This is a genomic window from Pseudomonas sp. 02C 26, from assembly GCF_002843585.1.
GTDB classification, from domain to species: domain Bacteria; phylum Pseudomonadota; class Gammaproteobacteria; order Pseudomonadales; family Pseudomonadaceae; genus Aquipseudomonas; species Aquipseudomonas shirazensis.
Genome location: NZ_CP025262.1, coordinates 1,885,590 through 1,911,404, shown reverse-complemented (window position 1 = coordinate 1,911,404; position 25,815 = coordinate 1,885,590). Strand labels below are relative to the sequence as shown.

The following is a 25,815-nucleotide window of genomic DNA, read 5'->3' as shown; positions in this document are numbered from 1 at the left end:
TATCTAACGGGCCGGCGGGATGCGTAAACATGAGAGAAATTCATGCAAAAGCTCTACGCACCTAAAAACCGCGCAGCTTTGCTATCATTCCGCACCTTCTGTTTTTCGCCCGACCAGGTAGTCCTATGTCCGACCGTAGCGCTCGTCTCCAAGCACTCCAGCACGCACTCAAGGAGCGCATACTGATCCTCGACGGAGGCATGGGCACTATGATCCAAAGCTATCGTCTCGAGGAACACGACTATCGTGGCACGCGCTTTGCCGATTGGCCAAGTGACATCAAGGGCAATAACGATCTTTTGCTGCTGACCCAGCCCGATATCATTGCCGCGATCGAGAAAGCCTACCTCGACGCTGGCGCCGATATCCTCGAAACCAACACGTTCAACGCCACGCAGATTTCCCAGGCCGACTACGGCATGGAAGCACTGGCCTATGAGATGAACCTGGAAGGCGCGCGTATTGCCCGCCAGGTGGCCGACGCAAAAACCCTGGAGACGCCAGACAAGCCGCGCTTCGTCGCCGGCGTGCTCGGCCCGACCAGCCGCACCTGCTCGATTTCGCCCGACGTCAACGACCCGGGCTATCGCAACGTCACCTTCGACGAGCTGGTAGAAAACTACATCGAGTCGACCCGCGGGCTGATTGCCGGGGGCGCCGACCTGATCCTGATCGAAACCATTTTCGACACCCTCAACGCCAAGGCGGCCATCTTCGCCGTGCAGCAGGTGTTCGAAGACGACGGCATCGAGCTGCCGATCATGATCTCCGGGACCATCACCGACGCCTCCGGGCGGACCTTGTCCGGGCAGACCACCGAAGCCTTCTGGAACTCGGTGCGTCACGCCAAGCCCATTTCGGTCGGCCTCAACTGCGCCCTCGGCGCCAAAGACCTGCGCCCGTACCTGGAAGAGCTGTCGACCAAAGCCGACACCTACGTTTCTGCGCACCCCAACGCCGGCTTGCCGAATGCCTTTGGCGAATACGACGAAACCCCGGCAGAAATGGCCGAAGTGGTCGAAGAATTTGCCGCCAGCGGCTTTCTCAATATCATCGGCGGTTGCTGCGGCACCACCCCAGGGCACATTCAGGCGATTGCCGAGGCCGTGGCCAAGTACCCGCCGCGGGTCATCCCGGAGATCGCCAAGGCCTGCCGCCTGTCGGGCCTGGAACCATTCACCATCGACCGCCAGTCGTTGTTCGTCAACGTCGGCGAGCGCACCAACATTACCGGTTCGGCCAAGTTCGCCCGGCTGATCCGCGAAGAGAACTACACCGAGGCGCTGGAAGTCGCCCTGCAGCAGGTTGAAGCCGGCGCGCAGGTGATCGACATCAACATGGACGAAGGGATGCTCGACTCCCAGGCTGCCATGGTCCGCTTCCTTAACCTGATTGCCGGTGAACCGGACATCTCGCGCGTGCCGATCATGATCGACTCGTCCAAGTGGGAAGTGATCGAAGCCGGCCTCAAGTGCATCCAGGGCAAGGGCATCGTCAACTCGATCTCGATGAAAGAAGGTGTAGATGCCTTCAAACATCACGCCCGCCTCTGCAAGCGCTATGGCGCAGCGGTAGTGGTAATGGCCTTCGACGAACTGGGCCAGGCCGACACAGCGGCGCGCAAGCGCGAAATCTGCCAGCGCAGCTACGACATTCTGGTCAACGAAGTGGGCTTCCCAGCTGAAGACATCATCTTCGACCCGAACATCTTCGCCGTTGCCACCGGCATCGAAGAGCACAACAACTATGCCGTCGACTTCATCGAGGCCTGTGCCTTCATTCGCGATCATCTGCCCCACGCACTGACCAGTGGCGGCGTCTCCAACGTATCGTTCTCGTTCCGTGGCAACAACCCGGTGCGTGAGGCGATTCACTCGGTGTTCCTCTACCACGCGATCCAGAATGGCCTGACCATGGGTATCGTCAACGCCGGCCAGCTGGAGATCTACGACGAGATCCCGCCTGCGCTGCGTGAGAAGGTCGAGGACGTGGTGCTCAACCGCACCCCCGAAGGCACCGACGCGTTGCTGGCGATTGCCGACGACTACAAGGGCGGCGGCGCCACCAAAGAGGTCGAGAACGAAGAGTGGCGCTCGCTGCCGGTCGGCAAGCGCCTCGAACACGCACTGGTCAAAGGCATCACTGCGTTCATCGTCGAAGACACCGAAGAATGCCGGCAGCTGGCGACACGCCCGATCGAGGTTATCGAAGGGCCGCTGATGAGCGGCATGAACGTGGTCGGCGACCTGTTCGGCGCGGGCAAGATGTTCCTGCCACAGGTGGTCAAGTCGGCCCGCGTCATGAAGCAGGCGGTGGCCCACCTGATCCCGTTCATCGAAGCGGAAAAAGGCGACAAGCCCGAAGCCAAGGGCAAGATCCTCATGGCCACGGTCAAGGGCGACGTGCACGACATCGGCAAGAACATCGTTGGCGTGGTGCTCGGTTGCAACGGCTATGACATCGTCGACATGGGCGTGATGGTCCCGGCCGAGAAAATCCTGCAGACCGCCCGCGAGCAGAAGTGCGACATCATTGGCCTGTCCGGGCTGATCACGCCGTCGCTGGACGAAATGGTCCACGTCGCCCGCGAAATGCAGCGCCAGGACTTCCACCTGCCGCTGATGATCGGTGGCGCGACCACCTCCAAGGCGCACACCGCAGTGAAGATCGAGCCCAAGTACTCCAACGACGCGGTGATCTACGTGACCGACGCCTCGCGTGCGGTCGGCGTGGCCACCCAGTTGCTGTCCAAGGAGCTCAAGCCGGAGTTCGTCGAGCGCACTCGCCTGGACTACATCGAAGTCCGTGAACGCACCGCCAACCGCAGTGCCCGCACCGAACGCCTCAGCTACGCCCAGGCGATTGCTGCCAAGCCCAAATACGACTGGGCCGAGTACACCCCGGCAGTGCCCTCCTTCACCGGCGTCAAGGTGCTGGAAGACATCGACCTGCGGACCCTGGCCGAGTACATCGACTGGACCCCGTTCTTCATCTCCTGGGACCTGGCCGGCAAGTTCCCGCGCATCCTCACCGACGAAGTGGTCGGCGAAGCGGCTACCGCGCTGTATCAGGATGCCCGCGAGATGCTCGACAAACTGATCGACGAGAAGCTGATCAGCGCGCGTGCGGTGTTCGGCTTCTGGCCGGCCAACCAGGTCGCCGACGACGACATCGAAGTGTACGGCGCCGATGGCCAACCGCTGGCCAAACTGCACCACCTGCGCCAGCAGACGATCAAGCCCGACGGCAAGCCCAACCTGTCGCTGGCCGACTTTGTCGCACCGAAGGACAGCGGCGTCAGCGACTATATCGGCGGCTTCATCACTACCGCCGGCATCGGCGCCGAGGAAGTGGCCAAGGCTTATCAGGACAAGGGCGACGACTACAGCTCGATCATGGTCAAGGCGCTCGCCGACCGTCTCGCCGAGGCCTGCGCCGAGTGGCTGCACGAGCAGGTGCGCAAGGACTATTGGGGTTATGCCCGTGATGAGCACTTGGACAACGATGCGCTGATCAAGGAGCAGTACAGCGGTATCCGCCCTGCCCCGGGCTACCCAGCGTGCCCAGACCACACCGAGAAGGAAACCCTGTTCCGCCTGCTCGACGGCACGGCCATTGGCGAGACCGGCCAGAGTGGTGTGTTCCTTACCGAGCACTTCGCGATGTTCCCGGCGGCAGCGGTCAGCGGTTGGTACTTTGCCCACCCCAAGGCGCAGTACTTTGCCGTGGGCAAGATCGACAAGGACCAGGTCGAGCGCTACAGCGAGCGCAAAGGCCAGGCGCTGAATGTCACCGAGCGCTGGTTGGCACCTAATCTGGGTTACGACAACTAAAGCGTGCCAGGGGCTAGGGCCTGCCAGGGGCTGCTGCGCGGCCCCTGCCTGCTGAAGGTCTACACTGTGCACTGATCGCCTGCGCTACCTACAGGAGGCCAGCATGGACGACCCCAGCCAAGGCAAACCGCCGACCTTCTGGCAGATGCTGCACAGCGTGCTTGCCGCTGCCCTGGGCGTGCAGAGCGGCAAGAACCGCGCTCGCGACTTCACTCATGGCAAGGCCAGCCATTTCATCGCCCTGGGCGTGCTGTTCACGCTGGTATTCGTACTGGTGCTGATTGGCCTGGTGCAACTGGCCATGCACCTGACCGCCCGTTGAAAGGCAAGCCGCCCGTGGCGGTGCCTGCCACGGGCGGTTCAGGTTGCAATCACGGTCGACAGCGGTGATGCGCTACTGATGGCTGACCCAGTACACCGCAGTGACGACGACCAGCACGATCAGACACAGGATCGCCCAGGCATCGACACTGCTGTCGCTTTTGCGCAGCTTGGTGGAGTTACCCATTGCATTGCCTCTTGTAGTGGTTATGGGAATGCACATACACCACCAGCAGTTAAGTCGAGCAATGCCCTTGATTCAAGCAGGGTCTTTCAATAGTCGACCGGTGACGTCAGAAACGGGTAACGATAATCGGCTGGTCGCCCTTCGGCGCTGAAACGGTGGAAGTCCAGACCATAATCGTCGCCCTCCTGCAGGGCCAGCCAGCGCCGCGCCTTGGCCTGATCGATTGACTGCAGCACCGGCAAGCTGTATTCGCCGCCACCGTCGGGATTGATGGCGATGCCCTGGGCGTGGTCATGCAGCATGACCATGGCCCAGCCGCCGACAGTGAAATGGCCGCCCATCAATACGCTGAGGCGCCCGTCGATACGCGCGCGCAGCGCTTCAGGCGAGCTGTTGACCGCACCGAACAGCACATCCACGCCAGGTTTGCGCCCCGCTGCCTCGAACGCCTGCATCGCTCCAAAAGCCATTTCGTCATTGGCCGACCACACCAACTGCGCTTGTGGATAGCGCTCGAGCAGCAGCTGCGCTTGCTCGAACGCGCGCTCGCGGTTCCAGCCGCCGTATACCACCTGGCGCAAGCGCACCTGCGGGTGATCGGCCAAGGCCCGGCGCATGCCATGCTCGCGGAGTTGCGAGGCCGGGGTGGTCTTGACGCCGGCAAATGCCAGCAGGTCGATCGGCTCGTCCGATGGCGGCAACTTCGCGACCATCTCGCGCAGCATCTGGTAACCGGCCTGCTCATCGTTACTGGTCAGCGTGCCCAGCACTGGCGGGTATTTGTCCGGTTGTGCCCGGACGCTCTCGAGCTGGTTATCGGTCAGGCCGTTGTTGACCAGAAACAGCTGCACGCCGCTGTCGCGGGACAGGCGAATGATCTCCGGAGCGACATACAGCTCGTTGACCAGCACCAGATAGTCGGGGCGCTGCGGCCCGCTCAAGATAGCCCGCGCCTGGCTCAACACCAGATCGGCGCGGCGCTCGCTGTATTCCACCCGCAGCTGCATGCCGAGATCGTCAGCGGCGGCCTGCATGAAGCGCGTGTATCCCACCCAGAAGTTCTCGTTGGCATGACCCGGGTTGAGAAACACCACGGACGCCGCCTGCGCACCGGCCGATAACGGCAGAAACAGGCACAGACTCTGGCACAGCGCTTTGAACATGGGTGCATCTCTGTGGAGCAAAGCGCGGATTATACCCAGCGCAGACGCCTGGAATAAATGCCAGTCAGTCTCACTTAGTCCGTTTAGTTCTTTTCATATGCAAAAACATCACTTTAGCGCATAAATGCAACCTGATATCGTTCCCCGGCTCCGAACCGGAGTGCGCGGCCGTGCGCGCGATTAGCTGCATGCAGCCTGAGACAGGACTTTTATGTACGTATACGACGAGTACGATCAGCGGATCATCGAGGACCGCGTCAAGCAGTTCCGTGATCAGACCCGCCGCTATCTGGCCGGTGAACTGAGCGAAGAAGAATTCCGCCCTCTGCGCCTGCAGAACGGCCTGTATGTCCAACGTTTCGCCCCGATGTTGCGGGTGGCCGTGCCTTACGGCCAACTCAACTCGACGCAAGTGCGTGTGCTGGCGAAGATCGCCCGCGACTACGACAAGGGCTATGCGCACATCAGTACCCGGCAGAACGTCCAGTACAACTGGCCGGCGCTGGAAGACATCCCGGACATCCTTGCCGAGCTGGCCACCGTGCAGATGCACGCGATCCAGACCAGCGGCAACTGCCTGCGCAACACCACCACCGACCAGTTTGCCGGCGTCGCCGCCGACGAGCTGATCGATCCGCGCCCATGGTGCGAGATCATCCGTCAGTGGACCACCTTCCACCCCGAATTCGCCTACCTGCCGCGCAAGTTCAAGATTGCCGTGAACGGCTCGAAGGACGACCGCGCGGCCATCGAAGTGCACGATATCGGCCTTGAGCCGGTGCACAACGAAGCCGGCGAACTGGGCTTCCGCGTGTTGGTCGGCGGCGGCCTGGGGCGTACCCCGGTGGTCGGCTCGTTCATCAACGAGTTCCTGCCGTGGCAGGACCTGATCAGCTACCTCGACGCGATCCTGCGCGTGTACAACCGTTACGGTCGTCGTGACAACAAGTACAAGGCGCGGATCAAGATCCTGGTCAAGGCCCTGACCCCGCAAGTGTTCGCGGAAAAGGTCGAAGCCGAAATGGCCCACCTGCGCGGTGGCAACACGACCCTGACCGAAGCCGAGATCGAGCGCGTTTCGCGCCACTTCGTCGACCCGGCCTACCAGGCGCTGGACAACGTCGACTACGCCGAGCTCGACCAGGAGTTCCCAGGCTTCGCCCGCTGGCGTTCGCGCAACACCCGTGCGCACAAGCGCCCAGGCTATGTGGCCGTGACCCTGTCGCTGAAGCCGACCGGGGTTGCCCCGGGCGACCTCACCGACAAGCAGCTGGACGCCGTTGCCGATCTGGCCGAGCGCTACAGCTTCGGTTTCCTGCGGACCTCGCACGAGCAGAACATCATCCTTGCCGATGTCGAGCAGCGTCAGCTGCACACGCTCTGGCAAGAGCTGCGCGAAAGCGGCTTCGCCACGCCGAACATCGGCCTGCTGACCGACATCATCTGCTGCCCGGGTGGTGACTACTGCTCGCTGGCGAACGCCAAGTCGATCCCGATTGCCGAGTCGATCCAGCGTCGCTTCGACGACCTCGACTACCTGTTCGACATCGGTGAGCTGGACCTGAACATCTCTGGTTGCATGAACGCCTGCGGTCACCACCACGTCGGCCACATCGGCATCCTTGGTGTCGACAAGAAGGGCGAGGAGTTCTACCAGGTCTCGCTGGGTGGCAACGCCGCCCGTGACGCGAGCCTGGGCAAGATCCTCGGCCCATCGTTCGCTCAGGACCAGATGGCCGATGTGATCGAGAAGCTGATCGACGTCTACGTTGAACAACGTACCGAAGAAGAGCGCTTCATCGACACCTACCAACGTATTGGCATCGACCCCTTCAAGGAGCGCGTCTATGCAGCGAATCATTAAGAACAACCAGCTGGTCGACGAAACCTGGCACTTGCTGCCCAAGGATGCCTCGTTCGACGAACTGACCAACTGCGACGACTACATCGTGCCGCTGCAACTCTGGCGCGATCACGCCCATGCGCTCAAGGCCCGCGATGGCGGCCTTGGCGTATGGCTGGACAGCGACGAAGAAGCTGAAGAAATCGGTGACGACGTTGCGCATTTCCAGGTAATCGCCCTGAACTTCCCGGCCTTCACCGACGGGCGCAACTACTCCAATGCGCGTCTGCTGCGTGATCGCTATCAGTTCAAGGGTGAGCTGCGCGCAATCGGCGATGTCCTGCGTGACCAGCTGTTCTACCTGGCGCGCTGCGGCTTCGATGCATTTGCCATTCGCGCTGACAAAGACCCCGTCGATGCCCTGGAAGGCTTGAAAGATTTTTCGGTGACCTACCAGGCCGCGACCGACGAACCGCTGCCGCTGTTCCGCCGCCGCTGATCGTCTGTGCTTGAGCAATCAGCCCGCCCTTTGGCGGGCTGATTTGTTTCTGGCTGGCGCAGCCCCGCCAATACCTACATGAACGCTAAGGTTTTGCCTGACCGTGCCGATACCTTGGGTTAGACCCTAGATCTGCACGGAAGCCGACCATGAATGCGATAACTGCTGCGCAGCGCCTAACCCCAATCTACAACGCTCCGCCGCCTGTTCAAGTGCAGGCGGTTGCCCAAGCCAGCCAACCCCTGACCTCGCCAAGCACTTCGGTCAGCCTCGGCCAGGCGGTGGACGCTACCCCCGACCCGACCTACACCGCCAACGGTACGCTGGCCAACGGTACTCTGGCTGGCCCGCAGGTGCGCCACGTCTGGGAGCGGGAAGGATCGGACAAGCTCAGCATTGCCCTGATGAACAGCATCCAGTCGTCGTCCAATGGTGGCCGCTTCCAGAACATCGGCGCCGCGCTGCTGGAGCAATTGGCAGGCAATGGCGGCAAGGCCGTTTCGCAGTCCATCATGACCATCGCCAGCGGCGAGCAGCCCAATGAGGCTGCCCTGCAATTGCAGCTGGCCAACCTGCGCTCGCACCCCACCAATGGGGTGACATTCAGCCTGACCACGGCCTCCGGAGCGACCGTCAACCTCTCCCTGGCGAGCAGCGCACAAGGCCTGGCCGTGAGCGCCGAGGTGCTTGGCGGTGAACTGAACGACGAAGAACTCCAAGGCCTGGCGGCAATGGCCGACGACTTCCAATCGGCGCTCGACGGCCTGACCCAGGTGCCACCGCGCTTGCAGCTCGGTAACCTGGTCAAGTTTGACACGACGCTGTTCAGCGGCCTGCAACTGAACGCCAAGCTGGACGTCAACGGCGAACCACAGACCTTTGACCTCAGCGTCAACGAGCAGTCGCGCAACCTGACACTGGACGGCCCCTCCGGGCGCGTACAGATGAACCTCGACACGCCGGACGCTGCCAAACTGGGCAGTAGCAGCCAGCGCCAGGCCGCCATCAGCAATTACCTGAGCCAGTTCGACGCCGCGCAAAAGCGCGGTAAAGGCGATGAGAACCTGATGAACCTGTTCAAGGACGCCTTCACCCAGCTCAACGCCGTCGATGACGGCAAGCAGGCGGTGACCGAGCGTGGCTCGTTGCAGAGCGCCAGCGACCGCGCCCTGCTCAGCGGCCTGGCCGACTTCAATGCCTCGATCAGCCAGACCTCGCAGCAGAGCAACCCGATGCGCCTGGAAGAATCCGACCGCTTCGATTACCGCGCGTCGCAATCGACCAGCATTACAGGTGGCGGCCAGCTGACCCGCTCGGTGCAGCAGGATCAGCAGAGCGCACTGAAAGCGGGTTACCACCTGGGCCTCAACCCGCTGACCAACATGCAGCTAGGGCTGGACCGCGAATCGCAGAACTACCGCTATCACGAGATCAACGACCAGGCCAGCAGCAGCACGCGCCTGGCCTTCGACAAAGGCCGCCTGGTCGAAGCCAGCGCCTCGCAATCCGCCAGCCAGAGCGAGCGGGTGCGTACTTATGTGAATGGCGACCTGACCGATGACGTGACCACGCCAAGCTCGAGCAGCCGCAGCCAGAGCCTGCTGACGGTACTGGACGACAGCTTCCGCCAGGAGCGCATCGCACGCGAGCAGAGCGGCATCTCGATCCTTGATGATGCACTGCAGTCGCTGCGCAGCCGCTGGCAGCTGCAAGGGTCGACTGCGGCCATCGGCGGCTAACGCCTGACCGCGCTCGAGCAGACGCCCGCAATGGGCTGATGCTCGAGCGCGGCGCCCCATTGCAACATTTCGATGCAGACCCCTCGCCCACCTTGACTGCCAACTCTGTATAATTCGCCGCCTGGCGTGTGCTGCGTGCGCCCGGGAGCTATCCCGAATACGGAGAACATTCATTTGTTTTCCGAGAGTCCATCCATGTTGCACGCAGCCTTGCTATTTCTTTGGCGTATGCCGTTCCCGCGTTTTTTGCCGGGTACGTGCTCGCTGCATCCCCTTCCCTTCTTCTCGCCTATTGTTGCAGTGGCCCATTCGGTGCCAGCGCTTTGCCGTGGCCGTCGTTCGGCCAATGCCTGCAGCATCCAGGGCGAATCCATGAACGAGGACCTCGCATGACCGTTTCTCTGAACAACGCCCAGCGGCGCCCATTGCTGCAGCGCCTGCTCGCCAGCGAAGCCGCAGGCGGCGTGGTGCTGATGCTTGCCGCAGTAGTAGCCATCATCATCGCCAACAGCCCATGGGCTGCGGCCTACCAACACCTGCTGCACCTACCCCTCGGCCCCACCTTCACAGAAAAGCTCGGGCCGATGACCGTGCACCTGTGGATCAACGACGGCCTGATGGCGATCTTCTTCCTGATGGTTGGCCTGGAGATCAAACGCGAGATGGTCGACGGCCGCCTGGCCACCTGGGAGCAACGCCGCCTGCCAGCGCTGCCAGCGCTGATGGGCATGGCAGTGCCAGCGCTGATCTACCTCAAGGTGTCTGCCGTCGAACCGGGCCTTGCCGGTGGCTGGGCAATCCCCGCGGCCACCGACATCGCCTTTGCCGTCGGCGCCCTGGCGCTGCTCGGCAAGCACACACCGCTGTCGCTGAAAGTGATGCTGGTATCGGTGGCGATCATCGACGACATGGGCGCAGTAGCGATCATCGCGCTGTTCTATACCTCCTCGATCAACCTCATCGCCCTCGCCGGCGCCGGCGCTATCGTCGCCCTGCTGCTGGGCCTGAACCGCCTGCGCGTGGTCAGCCTGTGGCCATACATGATCGGCGTCGCCGCCCTGTGGTACTTCACCCTGCTGTCCGGCGTGCACGCGACCATCGCTGGCGTGGTCGGCGCACTGCTGATCCCCTACACCGCCGGCGATGCCAAGAGCCCGCTGCTGACGCTGGAGCATGCCATTGCGCCGTGGGTAGGTTTCCTGATCGTACCCGCGTTCGGCTTTGCCAATGCCGGCGTGGCGTTTACCCACTTGAGCTGGAGCGACGTGTTTGCGCCCCTGCCGCTGGCGATTGCCCTTGGGCTGTTGCTGGGCAAGCAGCTTGGGGTGTTTGCCGGGGTGTTGCTGGCGGTCAAGACTGGCCTGGCTTCGAAGCCGCAGGGGGCTAGCTGGTTGCAGATTTACGGGGTGGCCATGCTCTGTGGGATTGGTTTCACCATGAGCCTGTTTATCGGTGAGTTGGCGTTTCCGGGGCAGGCTGAGCTGATTGATAAAGCCAAGATCGGGATTTTGCTGGGGTCGCTACTGTCGGCGGTGATTGCTTGTTTGATATTGCGCTTTGCGCCTAAGACGGTGGAGTGAAGGGGAACGGCGCCGCGTCAGCGGCGCCGTTCAGCCGCGGCTGTCATGGCTAGGAACCACAACTTGTCACTCGCCATCTGTTGGTACATCGTCTGCCGCCTGTTCAACGTCAAAGCTGCAGCGCCGCCTGCTGAAGCCTTTGAAGAGGCACCCGCACGCGAACCGTCGCGGAAGAAAAACCTATACTGTCGTCGCCGCACACAACTCCCCAAAGAGTAGATTGCCCACGGCCTCTGCACGCAAAACCACACCGCAATAGCTGCCGAGGCCATCCACAACCCACCACTGTTCACCCACCCTGAATACAAATTGCCCCCCAACCCCCAACGCCCTATCCTGATCCCGCCCTACCCCTCGCTCGTCAGCAGCAACTGAAAACCGCCCCACCGCTCCCGAGGCCCACATGCAGATCGACGAAGAGCTCACCCTGAAGAAGCTCGAAATATTCCTCGCCTTCATGCACAGCGGTAACCTGGCCCGTGCAGCCAGCGCGCTGGACACAAGCAGTGTCAGCGTGCACCGGGCCATCCATTCCCTGGAAAACGCCCTGCGCTGCCCGCTGTTCAAGCACGAGGGCCGCACATTGACGCCGCTGGAGAGCGCCTACGTGCTTGAAGAGAAGGCCCGCAAGCTGATCCAGGACACCACCGAGATGGTCCGCGCCACACGCGAGGCGGCGGGCTTTTCGTCGGAGCGGTTCAAGCTAGGCGCGCTGTATTCGCTGACGGTGAAAACCGTGCCGCTGCTGGTAATGGGCTTGAAGCTGCGCCGCAGCGAGCTGAACATCGACCTGACCTTGGGCTCGAACGTGGACTTGATGTACCGCCTGAAAAACTTCGAGCTGGACGCGATTCTGGTCTCGCTGGATGAGAGCACCTGCGATGCGGCGTGCGAGCAGTTACCGCTGTTCTCGGACGATATCTTCCTGGCGGTGCCGACCGATTCGCCATTTGCTCAGGAGCAGGAGGTCGACCTGGCGGATCTGGCCAATTCGACCTTCATCACCCTGACCCAGGGCTTTGCCACTCACCGCGATGGCGAGCGGGTATTCGAGCAGGCGGGGTTCAAGCCGAATGTGGCAATGCAGGTGAATGACATTTTCACCCTGCTGAGCATGGTCAGTTCCGGGGTGGGTTATGCGCTGTTGCCGGGGCGGATTTCGGCGGTGTACGAGAACCGGATTCGGCTGATCCCGCTGCAGGCGCGTTACCGTCATCAGCAGCATATCGGCGCGGTGTTCTTGAAGACTCGCGAGCGCGACCCGAACCTGCTCGCCTTGGTTGCCGAATGCCGGATGTACAGCCGCCAACGCGAAGGCTGAAACGCAAACGCCCCGGCGTTCGGGGCCGGGGCGCTTGTCAAAGGTACTATCAGCCGACCAGGCCGCGTACGCAGAAGTACAGGATCGATGGCCCCATCAAACAGCCAAGACCGGTATGGAAGGTTGCGGTCAATGCGCCGTATGGCACCAACCTGCGGTCGGTTGCCGCGAGGCCTGCGGTAACGCCGCTGACGGTACCGGCAAGGCCGCCGAAGACCATCGCCGAGCGTGGGTTGTCCAGCGCCAGCCAGCGCGCCGAGACGGGGGTGAAGACCATCACCAGAATAGCTTTGATCAGGCCGGTGGCGATCGACAGCGCCATCACTTCGGAACTGGCGCCCAGCGCGGCACCGGTGACCGGACCGACGATGTAGGTGACGGCGCCGGCACCGATGGTGGTGATACTCACCGCGTCGCGGTAGCCGAAACTCCAGGCGACTGCCGCACCGACCACGAACGGCAGCACTGTACCCAACAGCAGTGCGATTGCGCCGATCATGCCGGCCTTACGTGCTTCGGTGGCCTGCACTTCAAAGGCGGTGGCGACGATAGCGAAGTCGCGCAGCATGGCGCCGCCCATCAAGCCGATGCCGGAGAACAGAGTCAGGTCGGCCAGGCCTTTTTGACCGCCGGTAAGGGTGCCGCCAACCCAGGCCAGCACCAGGCCGATGACGATGGCAATCGCCGAGCCGTGCACGCGGCCAAAGGTCAGGCGCTTGGAGAGGATTACCGAGATCCACATCACTGCGCCGACTACGGCGAAGGCAGTGATCAGGCTGTTGTGTTCAAGTGCTTTGAGGATGACTTCCATATCAGCGACCTCCGACCGGTGCGACTGCGCTGGAGGTTTCAACGACCTCCTTTTCCAGCGGTTCTCCGCGGTGGGTGCGACTGATCAGGGCGATGGTGGCGCCACACAGCAGGACCGAGCCGATCGCTGCCAGCAGCGCGACCGGGCCGCCATGCAAAGCAGTGACGACGTTTTGCTGCGCAGCCATGGCCACCACGATGGGGATGTACATCGCGCCCCAGAAGCCCACGCCCAGCTCGCACTCTTTGCTCATGCCGCCGTTACGCTGCATGTACAGGCGGGCGAAGATCAGCAGGATCATGGCAATGCCGACCCCGCCGACGTTGGATTTGACCCCGAGCAGAACGCCAAGGAAGTCGCCGAGGATGACACCGGCAAGCGTGCAGATGGCCAGCAAGGCCACACCGTAAATGATCATTGTTGTTTTCCTCACGTTGAATCGAAGTTGTTTTGTTGTTGTTCTTCGAAATGCGGGCAGTCAGTCGCTGGCGTTCACCTCCCGCCGCAACAGGGCATCCAGGGTGTCGGCGCGGGCGCCTTGGCAGGCGATCACCGTACCGGAGTTGAATACACGCCGCGCCAGGCCGCTGAGGACGGTGCCGGGGGGCAGTTCGATCAGCAGCCGTACACCGCGCTCGTAGGCATTGCACAGCGTGCCGTACCAGTCGACGGTGCGGCACATGTTCAGCGCCAGGTCGCGGCGCAGGGCTTCTGGGTCATGCAGTTGGCGAGCGCTGGTACTGCTCAGGTAACCCAGTTGCGGGCGTTTGAGCGGCACCTCGGCGAATGCAGCCGCCAGTTCGGCGGCAGGCGCATCGAGCAGCGCACAGTGGGACGGCACGCTCATCGCCAGCCGCTTGCACGCGCCGGCACCCAGCGCCAGGGCCTGGCGGGCAAGCGCGGCCATGGCCGTATCGCTGCCGGCGATCACGAACTGGTTGTCGGCATTGATGTTGGCCAGGTACAGCGGCTGCGCCGAGTCTTGAAGCAGTCGTTCGACAGTGCCTTGATCAAGCCCGATGATCGCGGTCATGCCGTAGCCCTCGGGATAAGCCTGTTGCATCAGTTCACCGCGCAACGCCACTAGCCGCAGGGCATCGGCGAAGGTCAAAGCCCCGGCTATGACTGCCGCTGGGTAAGCGCCGATCGACAGCCCGGCAACGTAGCCCGGCGCCGGGCTGCGCTCCAGCAACCAGCGCGCATGGGCGACACCGGCCACCAGCAAACACAGTTGCACTGCACGGGTAGACGCCAGCGACTGCGCCGTGTCGAGCTGCAATACCGGCTGCTGCAGCACGTCGCTGGCCTCCTCCACGCAGGCACGCACTACGGCCGCATCCGGCAGGTGCTGGAGCATGCCGGGCCGTTGCGCGCCTTGGCCAGGGAAGGCAAACAAGCTGCTCATGCCGACAGTTCCAATGCTGACCAAGGGTCGCTGACCAGGCATGCACCGTGGCGGCTTTTGAGCAGCACCTGCTTTGAAGCACCGGCCCATTCAGCCAACGCGACGGCGCCGAAGGGTGTTTCCAGCTGCAGGTCGATACGGCACGGTGCAGCGCACAACGCCTGATACAGCGCTTTCGCATCGACGCGAGTCAAGGCTGCGGGCGTGCGCAAAACCAGGTCCAGATCGCTGCCGTGGTGCAGCACAGCGATCCCCGTCGCCAACTGATAGCCCACACCCCCGGTCGGCCCCCACGACAGGCCTAGGCTGTCCATAAATGGCGTAACAGCGTGCAGTGCCTGCAGCGCAGCCAGCTCTGCCCTGCCCTCGCTACGCAGCTGTTCAGGGCTGCAACGGTGCTTGATCGAGGCGACGGGCATTTCAGCCGCCAGACGCTCGCCGCGCTGACTGCCACGCACGCCGACCGCCACGCGCCCCGCACCGGCTACGGCGCGGCGCACCACCACCGGCTGACCGGCCAGCAGCATCTGCCGCGCCCACGCGGGGGCGTCTGCAGGCAAATGGTCCGGGGCTATGCCCCACAGCAGGTCGTGTGCGTTCATGCTTTCACCATTGCTCGCGCAGCAGTTGCCGAACCTGGGCAGACATCGCTCGGTTGGGCGCGCCCAGTCGCCCGCGCAGATCAGTACTGCTGCCGATGTCGTCCACAGCGCTTTCCAGCACCGCGCGCACCTTGCCGATATCGGCGGCAGTCGGCTGCTCGACCGCGTCCACCTTGACCCGCTCCCAGAGCAGGCCGAGCGAGGCATAGCTGGCGATGTCGTAGGCCATGGGCGGCACTTTTGCAGCCAGAGCCTCCAGCTCCTCGACACTGCGCAAGGTAATCCGCGCAGCTGCCGCCTTGCCCATGGCATGCACCATCACACCTTGATCATCCAGCGCGATCAAGCGCTGCGCCTGATAGCCGTGGGCGAGAAACGCCCCGGACATGGCCTTGCCCACCAGCAGTCCAATCAGTGCATGCCCGGCCAGGCGCGCCCGGGCATAGGCATCTACCGCGCCAGCCAGCGCTTGATGGATCCCCAGCGCCTCTTCTCGGCGGCCGTAGGCCTGGCTGGGCACATCGACGACGGCGACCAACACCCGCGGCGTGCCGCCCTGGTCAGCCTGAATAGCCTCATCGACAGCCTTGGCCAGGCCCCAGCCTTCGAGCAGGCCGACCTCGCCATCGCGAGCCCTTGGGAAGGGGTTTTGCGCGTCGGGCACAACCGCGATGAAGCGTGCAGGACGGTTGCCCAGTTCACCGTCGATGACTTTTACCGATGCGGGATAGCCTCGCAGCTCGCTGCCCTGGGCCAGCGCCCGAATCCACTCAAGACCACGGCTCATTGCAGTTCTCCTTGATACAGCGCCCGCGTCAGCGCAGCGTCGACTTGCGCACAGTCAGTGCCCAGCGTGGCCAACAGCGCGAGGAAGTCAGCGTAGCGACGGCTGCGCGGCAACGCCGGTTCGCCTGCAGCGAGTTGCGCGACCAGCGCCTCACGTACCTGGGCCAGATCATCCGCCACATAGGCGTCGGCCAGGCCGCAGGCGTGGCGTTGCTCGCCGCCGGTCAGGCTCCAGATGAACGGCCGGTCGCGCGAGTCGTATTCTTCGATGCCGGCTTCCTGCTCGATGACCTGCGGCCCATTCAGGCCCAGGCGTGCTTCGCGGGTGACGATCAACCGGCTGCATAGCCCAGCGGCAATCGACATGCCGCCAAAGCAACCGACTGAACCTGCGATCAGGCCGATCACCGGCTGGTACTGGCGCAGCTCGACTATCGCGGCCTGGATCTCGGCAATCGCGGCCAGGCCGAGGTTGGCTTCCTGCAAGCGCACGCCACCGGTTTCCAGCAGCAGCACAGCGGCGGTGGGTATGCCGTTACGGTTGTCTTCGACCGCCAGCTCCAGCGCCCCGGCGATCTTGGCGCCGCCGACTTCGCCCATGCTGCCGCCCTGGAATACGCCTTCGATGGCGGCCACCAGCAACGGCTGGCCATTGAGGCTGCCCTTGGCGATGATCACGCCATCGTCAGCCTGGGGCACGATGCCTTGCTGGGGTAGCCACGGCGACATCATCCGATCAAACGGCCCAAGCAATTCGCGAAAGCTGCCGGCATCGAGCAAGGCGCGGGCGCGCTCGCGGGCGCTGAGTTCAACAAAGCTGCAGGCCTGCAGTAAACGGTCGATGTCAGTCATGGTTGATCTCCTCGAAGCCTTGTTCCAGCCTCAGCCGTACTACGCCAGGCGTGGCGCCGAAGTCGTGGATGTCGATGTTCATGGCGGGCAGGCTGTGCTCGGCGAACAGGCGCTGAAAAAGCTGCTCCCAGCGCGGCGCACTGCCGTTTACCGAGGTCACTACGTTGATGTTCAGTACACCGCTGGTGCCAGGTTCGAGCAGCACTTCGAGGTCGCCTGAGCCGACACAGCCGACCAAGGCTCGGTTGGTTGCCGGCGCGCCGGCCGGAAATCTGAAAGACAAGGTTTCCATGCTCAAAGGCTCCCGAAGTTATCAAGCAGCAGGCAGGCCGCCAGCAGGTCAGCGGCGCCGCCCGGTGAGGCGTTCAGCGCCAGCAGGCGCGTATCCAGTTGGCGCAGCGCACGGCGCCCGGCCAGGGTTGCGCTGCCGCCAGCATCCAGTACGCCACGGGCACCTTGGTGCATGGCCCGCAGGCCGTCGAGGCCGGCGCGCCAGAGCACGCAGGTGTCGTGTAGCTGACTCATGATCGCCAGCAGCGCATCCAGCCGCGCATTCTGCTCACCACTGCCAGCAGCGCGGCTTTTGGCCAACTGCGGCAAGCCGTGGGCGAGCACCGTCGGGAAGCCCAACTGCGCTTCTTCGCGGGCACCACGCACGCCGAAGCGGCGCTGTACCTGCAGGCCATGACTGTCGTGCTGACGCGGCGCATAGCGGTCGTCGATCAGGGCGATGCGCCCTGCCCGTGCGGCAATCGATGCGGCATCGTTGTTGATTGGATCAAGGGCACGGGCAGCGACCAGCAAGCCCAGTGCCCAGATGGCGCCACGGTGAGTATTGATGCCGGCAGTAGTGACGCGCATGGCTGTCTCGCCTTCCCGGCCAATGCGGCCGAGGGCTTCGCGCAATGGCTGGCCGACCTCTCCGTGGAGCATGGCGGCCTCGGCCATCTCCTTGAAGCATGGCCACAGCGACAGCGCCGAAGCGTGCATCAGGCCAAGGTGCAAATCACTGTGGGCGCCGCTACCACGGCGGTCGACCAGGGCCGGTTTGGGCGACAGATCGGCTTCGTCGATCAGCGCTTCAACCGCCAGGTCGGCCAACTGGTGCGACAACGGCAGTGGTGCGTGGATCTGAATGGATGCAGTCATCACCAGCTCCTGAAGCGTGCGGGCGGGTTGTACAGGCCGCCGGACCAGTCGACCAGCTCGGCGATGCTCTTGGCGGCGAGCAACGCACGCGAGGCCTGGTTGCGATGGATGCCAAGGTCTTCGGGCAAGGCGATCAGCCCTTCGCGGCGCATGCGTGCGGTGTCTTTAGGGTCGTGGCGCAAGCCGATGCTGGTCACGCCGGCAACCGCCGCGATCATCGCCTGGCGCTCTTCGAGCGTGCGCGCCTTGTACAGATAGGCAATGCCTTCTTCGGTGAGCAGGTGGGTCACGTCGTCGCCGTAAATCATCACCGGCGCCAGCGGCATACCGGCCTTCCTGGCTACCTCGACCGCATCGAGGGTATCGACGAAGGTGGGTTTGCCGCCCTCCTGGAAGGTCTCGACCATCTGCACCACCAGCTTGCGACCGCGTTCGAGCATAGTCACCGGGGTTGTCATGTCGAGCCAGGCCGGCGTTGCATGGCGCCGACCGCGTGGGTCGTGGCCCATGTTCGGCGCGCCGCCAAAGCCGGCCAGGCGGCCACGGGTGACGGTCGAGGAATGACCGTCGCCGTCAACCTGCAGCGTGGCGCCGATAAACAGGTCGACAGCGTACTGCCCGGCCAACTGGCACATCATGCGGTTGGAGCGCATCGAGCCATCGCGGCCGGTGAAGAACACGTCCGGGCGCTGGGAGATGTAGTCCTCCATGCCTAATTCAGTGCCAAAGCAATGCACGCTCTGCACCCAGCCGGTTTCGATCGCGGGGATCAATGTCGGGTGCGGGTTCAGTGTCCAGTTGCGGCAGATCTTGCCCTTCAGGCCAAGTGACTCGCCGTAGGTCGGCAGGATCAGCTCGATGGCCGCGGTGTTGAAACCGATGCCATGATTGAGCGACTGCACGTTGTGTTTTTCGTAGATGCCGCGGATCGCCATCATCGCCATCAGCACGTGCACCGGCTTGATGTGGCGTGGGTCGCGGGTGAACAGCGGTTCGATATAGAACGGCTTGTCCGCGACCACCACGAAGTCAACCCAGGACGCCGGGATATCCACCCGCGGCAGGTCGCGCACGTCGTCAACCAAGTGATTGACCTGAACGATGACGATGCCATCGCTGAACGCCGTAGGCTCGACCAGCGCCGGAGTGTCTTCGGTGCTGGCGCCGGTGTAGATATTGCCCTCGCGGTCGGCCATGAAGCCGGCAACCAGGGCAACGTTGGGGATCAGGTCGACCAGCAGGCGCGAGTACAGCTCGATGTAGGTGTGAATGGCGCCGACTTCGAGCAGGCCGTCTTCCAGCAACTGGCCGATGCGCAGACTCTGCGGCCCAGCGAAGGAGAAGTCGAGCTTGCGGGCGATCCCGCGCTCGAACAGATCAAGGTGCTCGGCACGGCTGACACTGGGCATGATCATGTGCAGGTCATGCAGGCGAGCGGAGTCTGCCTTGGCCAGCGAGCGCGAGAGAAAATCTGCCTGCTTCTGGTTATTCCCTTCGAGTACCACCCGGTCACCAGGGGCGATCAGGCGCTCAAGGGCTTCGACGATCCGCTCGCTGGGCAACACCACGCCATCGGCTAGGTCTCGCACCTGCTCAAGGCGGCGCTGCTTTTCGCTGCGCCGCCGCGACCATTGCGGTGGGGGGGAGGTTCTTGTTGTCATTCTGCAACTCCACGGGTGCGCTTTCGTGGAGTCATTTAAGGCTGGCAGTTCAGGCCGATCAATCAATGCCCGGGGCTGATCATTACTCTCAGGTTAATGATTACTTAATTTAGAAAGCGCTAATAGCTGAGGGCTGATTTTCGTTACACGTTGATGCGGACAGTGCGCTTCAATCCAGGGGCGTTGCGCCATTCCTTTCAATCTTTTGCCGAGTGAACTCCGATGCAAACACCGCGATTTGTCCTCTCAGCCTTGACCGTCGCCTTCGCCATGCTAGTGGCTGGCACCGCACCCGCTGCCAGCCCAGTCAGCGAGCCGCCCGCCATGACCAAGCCTGCGCATCAGGCACTGACTGTGGATGTGTTCAACCCAGGAGAAGCGGCAATCTTTGCCGTGTCATCGGTACTGGTCGAAGGCAAGCAGGACGCAATCCTGATCGACGCCCAGTTCTCCGCGCAGGAGGCCGCCAAACTGGCAGCCCGGATCAAGGCCTCCGGCAAGCATTTGACGACCATCTATATCAGCCATGGCGACCCTGACTATTACTTCGGGCTGGACACTTTGGTGCGCGCATTCCCTCAGGCAAAAGTTGTCGCCACCGCGCAGACCGTTGCCCATATCAACGCCAGCAAAGACGCGAAACTGAAAATCTGGGCTCCCGAGCTTGGCGCCAATGCGCCGCGGCAGATCGTGGTGCCGCAGCCCCTCAGCGGCGATACCCTGATGCTGGAAGGTCAGCCATTGAAGATCATCGGCCTCGATGGCCCGACGCCAGAGCGCACCTTTGTCTGGATTCCTTCGATCAAGACGGTGGTTGGCGGCATTCCGGTGCAATGGGGTGAGCATGTGTGGATGGCTGATACGCAGAGCGCCGCCTCCCATGAGCACTGGCTGGCGACGCTGGAGCAGATCAAGGCACTGGCACCGGACACGGTGATACCAGGGCATTTCAACGGGACATTCCCTAAGGGCCTGCAAGCTGTTCAGTTCACCGCTGACTACATTCGCGCGTTTGACAAAGAGACTGCCAAGGCTGACAACTCCGCTGAGCTGATTGCGGCGATGAAAAAGCGCTATCCGGATTTGGGCGGGGACAGCTCGTTGGAGCTGAGTGCCAAGGTGGCCAAGGGCGAGATGCAGTGGGAGTGATCCGACTCGGCAACCAAGCCGTCGACTTTGCCGTCAGCGGCTTCAGTGCTGATCATTTCAGGAAGCAGCCCTATCATTTTTGCCAGTTGTGAACCTGTCTTGCCCAACATCAATCAAAAACCACCGCCCTCCTGCCAGCGTTCATTGCGCTGCATTCTCATGTGTTCGGCGCGGATCGCTCTCGATCTTGGCGTCCCAGTGCCCGCTGTCATCGACATAACTACCGCACGCGCCGGTGACAACGCGGGCTGAATGAGCGTTTTGCGCTCATTTGTACGTTATGAAACCTACTCTATTCCCGGACACTTCCGTTGATACACTCATAGCAGATCGCTTACCAGACTGGCTGACCGCGGCTACCGCCGATCAACGTTCTGTTCTGCATCAGGCACTGATCGCGCAACAGCGTGCGCGCGAACAGCTGACGCGTCTTTTCGCCCAGATAGAACCCCTGGACAGCTTCGCCAGCACATCGCTGGACGCAGCGCTGCAAAGGCTCGTGCAGCGCCCAGTGGATGTCCACACGGCCAAGCTCCGCCGGGTGGTACACGTGCGTTACCCATCAGGTGTCAGCACAGTTCCCGATCGTGTGGTCGCCACAACCTCGGAGCAAAGCCTGCTGGCCTGCGCCCTGCACAACTTCGAGCGCCGGGAAACCTCCGAGTCGGCCTGGTTGCCAGAGTCCAGGCTGCAAGATGCAGACGGTACGCTGATCGCGCTGCGACCTCGTGCATTTGCCGGCCTGTGCCGTTCTCTGGATGTGGGCGCGCTTTATCAGCAACATCTCAAGCAGGTGCTGTTTGCAGACGACAGCCGCCGGCGCAGCGTCAACGCCATACTCGAAGAAGCATGGCGCACGAACCTGCTGAGTGCATTGTCCAGACTGCGGGTGCTGGACCTGTCGCATAATCCGATCGGGCAGCTGCCGCCATTGGGAAGTCTGCTCAACCTCCAGCGCCTGCATTTGCGCCACTGCGGCCTGAGCGAATTGCCTGTAGAGGTGTACATGCACCCTGCGCTTGAAGACATCGATCTGCGCGACAATCACATACAGGACATGAGCCCGACCCTTGCTCGGTCGCACCGCCGACTGGCCGGGTTGAGCCTGCATGACAACCCGTTACCCGAGCCGACCCAGACCGCCTTGCGCAGCACCCTGGGCGAGGCCGGTGCGGGAGCATTGCCTACGCGACGTCATGGGCCTGGCGGACAGGAGTCACTCGAGCGATGGCTGGCCGACTTCAGCGTTGAGGAACGTGCCATCCGCTCCGAACAGTGGCTGGCCCTGACGCAACGACCGGGTTGCGATGATCTCATGCGGTTTCTCAACGACCTCGGCCGATCCAGTGATTATGACCTCCAGGGCATCGATTTGCGCAGGCGCATCTGGGCGCTGGTTGAGGTGTGCGTGGAGAATACACAAGTGCGGGAGGCGATTTTTCAGCAAGCAGCAGGCCCGCGACCTGCGCAGACCAGATGCTGTTGATGCTCAGTTTGTTCGAGGTGCGCGCCTTGGTCGCCACCCGCACGGCCGGGCTGGGCAGCGCAGAGATGAGCCCGGCACTGGTGCAGCTGGGCCGCGAGCTGTACCGGCTTGACGAGGTAGATCGCGTCGCGGCGCAGCACATAAGGGAGCTAAGAACCAGCAACCCCCACGGGCTGATCGATGAAGTGGAAATACACCTGGCGTATCGCGCCGGTCTGGTGCGCCCGCTGGGGCTGCCGGCCCAGGCGCGCTACATGTATCACCGGATATTCTCCGACGTGAACGACGCTCGCCTGCGTGACGCCGCCCGGACCATCCTGCAGGCAGAGACCAACGCCCGTATCGCAGATTCGCTGGCGCAGCATGGCTTTTGGATCGATTTTCTGCGTGAGACCTTTGCGCAACAATACGAGGCGCTGAACCAACCCTACCATGACCGCCTCGAAACGCTGCTGCTGCCCGAGGAAGGCGCCAACGAGAAGCAAGTCATTGAAGCGGTGGGCATGCTGGCTGATGAACGCAGCGCAGCCGAGCGCGAGCTGACGCTGACTTTGACGCTGGGATTGCTTACCGAGCACCCCTGGAGGGGCGTCTTGTAGAGTGTCTGGGTAGCCAGGAGTGAGCAGCAGTGAGAATACTCCAATCAGGCGACCAGAGTAGCGACGTCGCCTTTTGGCTCGGGCACACCGCGGGGATCCAGGTCTCCCGCTCCAGCGAATGGGAGTGCGGGCTTCATGGGCTGATTCCTGGAGCAAAAAGTCTGGCGGCCCATGGATCGGCGTGGTTTGGCCTGGAACGAAAAAAGACGCCGAAGCGTCTTTTTTCAAGGCCTTGCAGAAATTACCTTCCTTCTGCAGACCGATATTTGGAGCGGGAAACGAGACTCGAACTCGCGACCCCGACCTTGGCAAGGTCGTGCTCTACCAACTGAGCTATTCCCGCTTGGTGATGGCGCTATTCTAGCGATCTGCCAAACGCCGTCAAGCCCTTGATTCAAAAAAGTTTTATTTCGGCTCTGAACCTTCACGCAGATGCGGCCAGGCGGCGACCAGGTAATTGATCATGGAGATCAACGTCAGCGCTGCAGCTACCAGCAGCAGACCATAGCCCAGCACAACCCAGAAGCCAAAGACCGGCGGGTTGGCCAGCAGGATCACCAGGGACAGCATCTGCGCCGCAGTCTTCCACTTGCCCAGATTGGACACGGCAACATGTGCCCTCGCCCCCAATTCGGCCATCCACTCACGCAGCGCCGAAACAACGATCTCGCGCCCGATGATCACCGCCGCAGGCAAGGTCAGCCAGAAGTTCGCGTGTACCTGTACCAGCAGCACCAGAGCAACCGCGACCATCAGCTTGTCTGCGACCGGGTCGAGGAAGGCACCGAGCGCAGTGCTCTGCTGCAGACGACGGGCCAGATAGCCGTCCAGCCAGTCGGTAGCAGCGGCGATGGCAAACACCGTACTGGCAGCCATGTAGCTCCAGTGATAGGGCACATAGAACAGCAGAATGAAGATCGGGATGAGCAGGACGCGTAGAACGGTGAGCAGATTTGGAATATTCATCGGTACGACTGGCTGCGAGTTGAACTGGGCATTCTACTCGCTATGCAGGCTGGCATAAATCGACTCGGCAAGCTTTTTACTGATTCCGGGTGCTTTGGCTATCTCGTCGATACTGGCGCGATTGAGCTCCTGCAGTCCGCCGAAATGTTTCAGCAGCTCGCGGCGGCGCTTCGGACCAACCCCGGCGACGTCTTCCAGGCTGGAGGTGCGTCGGGCCTTGCCGCGCCGGGCACGGTGGCCGGTGATAGCAAAACGGTGCGCTTCGTCGCGGATCTGCTGGATCAAGTGCAGCGCGGCAGAGTCGCCCTTGAGGGTGAACTCGTGGGCTACGTCGTTGAGGTAGAGGGTCTCGAAGCCGGCCTTGCGGGTCACGCCCTTGGCTACGCCGAGCAAGGTCAGGTCGCTGATGCCCAGTTCCTGCATGACGTCGCGGGCCATGTTCAACTGACCTTTACCGCCGTCGACCAGCAACACATCGGGCAATTTGCCCTCGCCGGCCTGGATCCGGCCATAGCGGCGCATCAGTGCCTGGTGCATGGCGGCATAGTCGTCACCGCCGGTAATCCCTTCGATGTTAAAACGGCGATAGTCGGACTTGATCGGGCCTTCCGGGCCGAACACCACGCAACTGGCTACAGTGGCCTCACCGCTGGAATGGCTGATGTCGTAGCACTCAAGGCGCTGCGGTACTTCATCAAGGCCCAGCACGCTGGCCAGGGCTTCAAAGCGTGCGGCCATGTGTTGCCGGTTGGCCAGCCGGGCGTTCAACGCCTGCTCGGCATTGGTCACGGCCAGTTGTTGCCAACGGGCACGGGTGCCACGCACGCGATGGGTAATAGCTAACTCGCGCCCGCGCAAGGTCTGCACGGCTTCGCTGATAGCCGCGAAGTCTTCGTGGACGACGTTGACGATCAACTCACCGGGCATCTCGCGTTCGGCATTGCCCAAGTAATACTGGGCGAGGAAGGCCGCCATGACCTCGCTGACCTCCTCTTCGATGCCCACCTGCGGGAAAAAGTTCTTGCTGCCGAGCACCCGCCCGCCGCGCACGCTGATCAGGTGCACACAGGCGCCGCCCGGGTTGATGAAGGCAGCCACCACGTCGACCTCACCGGAGCCACCCTCCATGTACTGCTGGTCCTGCACCCGGCGCAACAAGGCGATCTGATCGCGCAGCTGGGCTGCCTTCTCAAAATTCAAGGTCATCGCCGCCTGTTCCATCTCGGCATTGAGCTCATTGCCCAACTGCTGGCTGCGGCCTTCGAGGAACATCACCGAGTGACGCACGTCCTCGGCATATTCCTCTGGGCTGACCAAGTCCACGCAGGGGCCTTTGCAGCGCTTGATCTGATATTGCAGGCACGGCCGGGTCCGGTTCGCGTAATAGCTGTCTTCGCACTGGCGGACCATGAAGCCCTTCTGCAACAGGCTCAGGCTTTCGCGGATGGCACCAGCACTTGGGTACGGGCCGAAATAACGACCCTTGGCCTTCTTCGCCCCGCGATGAATACCCAGGCGTGGGAACTGGCCGTCAGACAGGAATACATATGGGTAAGACTTATCGTCGCGCAACAGGATGTTGTACGGCGGCCGCCACTCCTTGATCAGGTTCTGCTCGAGCAGCAGTGCCTCGGTCTCATTGGCGGTGATGGTGGTTTCGACCTGGGCGATGCGCCCCACCAGGGCGGCAGTCTTGGGCGCCAGCCCGGTCTTGCGGAAATAGCTGGCCAGACGCTTCTTGAGGTTCTTGGCCTTGCCCACATAGAGCAGCCGCGCCTCGGCGTCGAACATACGGTACACACCCGGCCGACCACTGCAGGTCGCCAGGAATGCGCTGGCATCAAAAATTGGGGACATGGAAAC

The 25,815-nt window shown here is 62.5% G+C and carries 20 protein-coding genes, 1 tRNA gene and 1 pseudogene; 9 read left to right on the top strand and 13 right to left on the bottom strand.

The genetic code is table 11. The features are described from left to right. Positions 1-125: 125 nt before the first annotated feature. On the top strand, positions 126-3,833 hold the full coding sequence (gene metH / locus CXQ80_RS08720) for a methionine synthase (protein ID WP_101318481.1): 3,708 nt from the start codon (positions 126-128) through the stop codon (positions 3,831-3,833). Positions 3,834-3,936: 103 nt separating this feature from the next. Beyond that, complete coding sequence (locus tag CXQ80_RS08715) at positions 3,937-4,155, top strand: DUF2970 domain-containing protein (protein WP_101318479.1); 219 nt, start codon at positions 3,937-3,939, stop codon at positions 4,153-4,155. A 272-nt stretch (positions 4,156-4,427) separates the two neighbouring features. On the opposite strand, the gene CXQ80_RS08710 is transcribed toward CXQ80_RS08715, so the two are convergent. Next, positions 4,428-5,504, bottom strand: coding sequence for an ABC transporter substrate-binding protein (locus tag CXQ80_RS08710; protein ID WP_101318477.1), 1,077 nt, complete (start codon positions 5,502-5,504; stop codon positions 4,428-4,430). Positions 5,505-5,715: 211 nt separating this feature from the next. On the opposite strand from CXQ80_RS08710, the gene CXQ80_RS08705 reads away from it, so the two are divergent. The 5 genes from CXQ80_RS08705 to CXQ80_RS08685 all read left to right on the top strand — a co-directional run bounded on the left by CXQ80_RS08705 (position 5,716) and on the right by CXQ80_RS08685 (position 12,486). After that, positions 5,716-7,368 carry a nitrite/sulfite reductase gene (locus tag CXQ80_RS08705; RefSeq protein ID WP_101318475.1) on the top strand — a complete coding sequence of 551 codons (1,653 nt, stop codon included), beginning with the start codon at positions 5,716-5,718 and terminating at the stop codon, positions 7,366-7,368. Continuing rightward, complete coding sequence (locus tag CXQ80_RS08700; protein WP_101318473.1) at positions 7,352-7,846, top strand: DUF934 domain-containing protein; 495 nt, start codon at positions 7,352-7,354, stop codon at positions 7,844-7,846. The genes CXQ80_RS08705 and CXQ80_RS08700 overlap by 17 nt, the downstream gene beginning before the upstream one ends. Before the next feature lie 149 nt (positions 7,847-7,995). After that, positions 7,996-9,585 carry a hypothetical protein gene (locus tag CXQ80_RS08695; protein WP_101318471.1) on the top strand — a complete coding sequence of 530 codons (1,590 nt, stop codon included), beginning with the start codon at positions 7,996-7,998 and terminating at the stop codon, positions 9,583-9,585. Positions 9,586-9,974: 389 nt separating this feature from the next. Then, positions 9,975-11,165, top strand: coding sequence for a Na+/H+ antiporter NhaA (gene nhaA, locus CXQ80_RS08690; protein WP_101318469.1), 1,191 nt, complete (start codon positions 9,975-9,977; stop codon positions 11,163-11,165). A gap of 403 nt (positions 11,166-11,568) precedes the next feature. Continuing rightward, complete coding sequence (locus CXQ80_RS08685) at positions 11,569-12,486, top strand: LysR substrate-binding domain-containing protein (protein ID WP_101318467.1); 918 nt, start codon at positions 11,569-11,571, stop codon at positions 12,484-12,486. A gap of 49 nt (positions 12,487-12,535) precedes the next feature. Here CXQ80_RS08685 and madM read toward each other — a convergent pair whose 3' ends face one another. Genes madM through mdcA form a run of 9 tightly spaced genes read right to left on the bottom strand, consistent with a single transcriptional unit; the run spans position 12,536 to position 19,752 of the window. Further along, positions 12,536-13,297: a malonate transporter subunit MadM gene (gene madM, locus CXQ80_RS08680; protein ID WP_101318465.1), complete on the bottom strand. Its 762-nt coding sequence runs from the start codon at positions 13,295-13,297 to the stop codon at positions 12,536-12,538. A 1-nt stretch (position 13,298) separates the two neighbouring features. Continuing rightward, positions 13,299-13,715, bottom strand: coding sequence for a malonate transporter subunit MadL (madL, locus tag CXQ80_RS08675; RefSeq protein WP_101318463.1), 417 nt, complete (start codon positions 13,713-13,715; stop codon positions 13,299-13,301). A 60-nt stretch (positions 13,716-13,775) separates the two neighbouring features. Then, positions 13,776-14,702, bottom strand: a complete 927-nt coding sequence (mdcH, locus tag CXQ80_RS08670; protein WP_101318461.1) for a malonate decarboxylase subunit epsilon — start codon at positions 14,700-14,702, stop codon at positions 13,776-13,778. Beyond that, positions 14,699-15,304 carry a malonate decarboxylase holo-ACP synthase gene (locus CXQ80_RS08665; protein WP_101318459.1) on the bottom strand — a complete coding sequence of 202 codons (606 nt, stop codon included), beginning with the start codon at positions 15,302-15,304 and terminating at the stop codon, positions 14,699-14,701. The genes mdcH and CXQ80_RS08665 overlap by 4 nt, the downstream gene beginning before the upstream one ends. A 4-nt stretch (positions 15,305-15,308) precedes the next feature. Further along, a complete protein-coding gene (gene mdcE, locus CXQ80_RS08660) occupies positions 15,309-16,091 on the bottom strand; it encodes a biotin-independent malonate decarboxylase subunit gamma (protein WP_101318457.1) in 783 nt (260 codons plus the stop codon). After that, positions 16,088-16,942, bottom strand: a complete 855-nt coding sequence (locus CXQ80_RS08655) for a biotin-independent malonate decarboxylase subunit beta (protein WP_101318455.1) — start codon at positions 16,940-16,942, stop codon at positions 16,088-16,090. The genes mdcE and CXQ80_RS08655 overlap by 4 nt, the downstream gene beginning before the upstream one ends. Further along, the gene (locus CXQ80_RS08650; RefSeq protein ID WP_101318453.1) at positions 16,935-17,234 is read right to left on the bottom strand and encodes a malonate decarboxylase subunit delta; all 300 of its coding nucleotides are present in this window, start codon (positions 17,232-17,234) and stop codon (positions 16,935-16,937) included. The genes CXQ80_RS08655 and CXQ80_RS08650 overlap by 8 nt, the downstream gene beginning before the upstream one ends. Before the next feature lie 2 nt (positions 17,235-17,236). Further along, positions 17,237-18,091, bottom strand: coding sequence for a triphosphoribosyl-dephospho-CoA synthase (locus CXQ80_RS08645; protein ID WP_101318451.1), 855 nt, complete (start codon positions 18,089-18,091; stop codon positions 17,237-17,239). Then, positions 18,091-19,752 carry a malonate decarboxylase subunit alpha gene (gene mdcA / locus CXQ80_RS08640; protein ID WP_101318449.1) on the bottom strand — a complete coding sequence of 554 codons (1,662 nt, stop codon included), beginning with the start codon at positions 19,750-19,752 and terminating at the stop codon, positions 18,091-18,093. The genes CXQ80_RS08645 and mdcA overlap by 1 nt, the downstream gene beginning before the upstream one ends. Positions 19,753-19,974: 222 nt before the next feature. Between mdcA and CXQ80_RS08635 the strand changes: the two genes are divergently transcribed. Continuing rightward, positions 19,975-20,901, top strand: a complete 927-nt coding sequence (locus tag CXQ80_RS08635) for an MBL fold metallo-hydrolase (RefSeq protein ID WP_101318447.1) — start codon at positions 19,975-19,977, stop codon at positions 20,899-20,901. A gap of 280 nt (positions 20,902-21,181) precedes the next feature. Continuing rightward, positions 21,182-22,986 (top strand): annotated as a pseudogene (locus tag CXQ80_RS08630) (NEL-type E3 ubiquitin ligase domain-containing protein). Between the two features lie 267 nt (positions 22,987-23,253). On the opposite strand, the gene CXQ80_RS08620 reads toward CXQ80_RS08630, so the two are convergent. The 3 genes from CXQ80_RS08620 to uvrC all read right to left on the bottom strand — a co-directional run bounded on the left by CXQ80_RS08620 (position 23,254) and on the right by uvrC (position 25,809). Next, positions 23,254-23,329 (bottom strand) — tRNA-Gly (locus CXQ80_RS08620). Positions 23,330-23,391: 62 nt separating this feature from the next. Next, positions 23,392-23,952: a CDP-diacylglycerol--glycerol-3-phosphate 3-phosphatidyltransferase gene (pgsA, locus tag CXQ80_RS08615; protein ID WP_101318441.1), complete on the bottom strand. Its 561-nt coding sequence runs from the start codon at positions 23,950-23,952 to the stop codon at positions 23,392-23,394. 33 nt (positions 23,953-23,985) lie between these two features. Next, the gene (gene uvrC / locus CXQ80_RS08610; protein WP_101318439.1) at positions 23,986-25,809 is read right to left on the bottom strand and encodes an excinuclease ABC subunit UvrC; all 1,824 of its coding nucleotides are present in this window, start codon (positions 25,807-25,809) and stop codon (positions 23,986-23,988) included. Positions 25,810-25,815 lie beyond the last annotated feature (6 nt).